This is a genomic window from Prosthecobacter sp., assembly GCF_029946185.1.
In the GTDB taxonomy this organism is placed as follows: Bacteria; Verrucomicrobiota; Verrucomicrobiia; order Verrucomicrobiales; family Verrucomicrobiaceae; genus Prosthecobacter.
The window spans coordinates 1-2907 of record NZ_JAQSEA010000188.1 but is presented as its reverse complement, the minus strand read 5'-3'; the positions used below and the strand labels follow the sequence as shown (position 1 = coordinate 2907).

The following is a 2907-nucleotide window of genomic DNA, read 5'->3' as shown; positions in this document are numbered from 1 at the left end:
CGTCGCGGACTTCTGTATGCTTCTCCAGGTAGCGGAAGGCCGCTTCAAATTCGGTGTGCAGTTCCTTTTCACCCACGCCGGAAACGACGCGGCTGCGGGTGCAGTAGCGGCAGTAGCTGGCGCAGCGGTCGGTCACCAGAAACAGGACGCGGTCCGGGTAGCGGTGCACCAGCCCAGGCACAGGCATGTGGCTGTCTTCGCCGCAGGGGTCGCTCATTTCTTCGGGATCTTCCCAAGTCTCCTCAATGCGCGGGATCACCTGCCGGCGGATGGGACAGCCCGGGTCTTCGGGATCGATAAGATTGAAATAATGCGGCGTGATGGCCATCGCCAGCTTGTTGCCAGAGAGCAGCACGCCTGAGCGTTCCTCCTCCGTCAGCGTGAGGTGTTCTTCGAGCTGTTTGAGCGTCGTGATCCTATTTTTGAGCTGCCAGGTGGAGCTGTTCCAGTCGGCGGGAGCGACATTCTTGTCGGACCAATAACCTGGAGCAAAGGAGCGGAATTCCTTCTCAGGCAGCGGGGAGGTGTCTTGCATGTACTGCGGTGTCTGTGGGCGCGGAGGTTAGGCGCGGATGTGTTCGAATGTCAAACGTCCCCTGCGGCAGTTTGGGTGCATTCCTTGCATCGGGGTGCGGGCTTGTCCTGGATGGGTTCGGACTCGAAAGTCCCCGGATGGAGGTGCAAAGGCGTTTGCCGCCCGGCCACAACTCGGCCACACTCGGGGTGATGCCCGACATCGTTCTTGCCACGCTTAACGCCAAATACATCCACAGCTCTTTCGGGCTGCGCTACCTGCTGGCGAACCTGGGACCGCTGCGGGAGCGGGCCTGCATTGCGGAATTTCAGATCAATCAGGCACCGCTGGAAATCGTGGAGGCGGTGCTGGCGCTGGAGCCGCGCATCGTGGGCTTCGGGGTGTACATCTGGAATGTCGTGCAGACGACGGAGGTGCTGGGGATGCTGCGGCGGCTGCGGCCGGAGATCCGCATCGTGCTCGGCGGGCCGGAGGTGTCTTATGAATGGGACGGGCAGGCCATCGTGGCGCTGGCGGACCATGTGATCACGGGGGAGGCGGATCTGAAATTTGCCGAAGTCTGTGCTGTGCTGCTGGGAGAAGATGGGGCTGCGCAGGCAGCTCTGCCGAAGGTGATGCCCGCCGGACTGCCGACGCTGGATCGTGTGGCTCTGCCCTATGATCTTTACACAGAGTCAGACCTAGCTCATCGCATCCTGTATGTGGAGGCTTCGCGAGGCTGCCCGTTCACTTGTGAATTTTGTCTTTCTTCGCTCGATGTGCCGGTGCGTGCCATTGCGATTGAGGCGTTTTTAAAAGCAATGCAGGGGCTGCTGGATCGGGGGGCGCTGACGTTCAAGTTTGTGGATCGCACCTTCAATCTGCACCTGCCGACGAGCATGGCGATCCTGCGCTTTTTCCTGGATCGCTGGCGTGATGGGATGTTCCTGCACTTTGAGATGGTGCCTGACCGGCTGCCGGAGCAACTGCGTGACATCATTCGTGAGTTTCCCGCAGGCGCGGTGCAGTTTGAGGTGGGCATTCAAACCTTTGATGAGGCGACGTCGAAGAACATCAGCCGGCGGCAGAATCTGACTCGGCTGGAGGACAACCTGCGGTTCCTGCGTGATCAAACTGGCATCCATGTACATGCAGACCTCATCGTGGGACTGCCGGGAGAGGACGTGGCGAGTTTTGGACGTGGCTTTGACCGGCTGGTGAAGATGGGGCCGCAGGAGATTCAGGTGGGCATTTTGAAGCGGCTGCGTGGCACGCCGATCGTGCGGCATGATGTGGAGTTTCAAATGAAATACTCCCCGGTGCCGCCCTACGAGATGCTGGAGAACCGCGACATTCCCTTTGTGGAGATGCAGCGCATGCGGCGCTTTGCCCGCTACTGGGACCTGGTGGCCAACAGTGGCAACTTCACCGCCGTGCTGGATCTGCTGTGGCAGCAGGGCGATTCACCCTTTCAGGCCTTCATGGCCTTTGCCGAGAGCCTTTATGCGAAGCTGCGGCGCACGCACCAGATCGCGCTGCCGGTGCTGGCGCAGTCGCTGTTTGATTACCTGACGCAGGAGTGTGCGGTGCCGCCGGACCTCGCGGCTTCAACGATGATGCAGGACTGGAATCGCCTGCCGGGCCGTGAGTCCCTGCGTCTGAGCGGAACGAAGACGGCGGAGCGTGAGCCGCCGAAGCGCAGCACGGCAGGCAGCCGTCAGGCGCGGCATGTGGTGGCATAGTGGTGGCATAGTGGTGCGAATACGATGACCTCAGCAGTTTCCCCGTTTAATTTACTTCACGACCACCCTCGTATTCGAGTGGTGGGCAGTTTTGAGGAACTCGTCATGACGCCCATGTGCGACGGCATCAATGCCTTGTGCTGGCAGCGGACGCTGGCGGGCGATTTCGGTGAGATCGTGGAGAAACTGAGGGTGGGGAAGGGGATCACAAGCATCGATGAGGATCGTCTGCTGGCGCTGGATCTTAGCGACGCGGGCCGGGTGGCGCGTGAAGTGCTGCTGCAAGACTTGGGGCTGCTGCGTGGTCGCGAACTTCAGCCCAGCCTCGACTGCATCAACGGATACGTGAACGAGATCGAGAGCGAACTGCTGCGCACGGATGTGCAGTCATGGCATGTGGACAGTGCGACCGTGGAGGCGGACACCTATTTGTGCACCTACTTCGGGGCTGCCTCCGAGGGACTGCGCAATGAAGAGGCGATGCGGCGGGTGGACGTGCCTGAACTCCGTGAGGAACTATTGGGGCTTTATGATGGAGGAGAGGGGGCGGGGTTTATTGAGTTCCTGAACGAAAATTACCTGGATCTGCATTACAAACCCCTGCCGGATGCCCGGCCGTTTTCTTTTGGACTGGGTCATCTCTGGCGCATC

General features: G+C 60.4%; 1 protein-coding gene and 2 pseudogenes. 2 read left to right on the top strand and 1 reads right to left on the bottom strand.

The features are described 5' to 3' along the window. A pseudogene (locus PSV43_RS16240) lies at positions 1-535 on the bottom strand (lysine 2,3-aminomutase); the annotation flags it as partial. A 191-nt stretch (positions 536-726) separates the two neighbouring features. On the opposite strand from PSV43_RS16240, the gene PSV43_RS16235 reads away from it, so the two are divergent. Next, complete coding sequence (locus tag PSV43_RS16235) at positions 727-2256, top strand: radical SAM protein (protein WP_300199557.1); 1530 nt, start codon at positions 727-729, stop codon at positions 2254-2256. Between the two features lie 105 nt (positions 2257-2361). Then, positions 2362-2907, top strand: a pseudogene (locus tag PSV43_RS16230) (hypothetical protein); the annotation flags it as partial.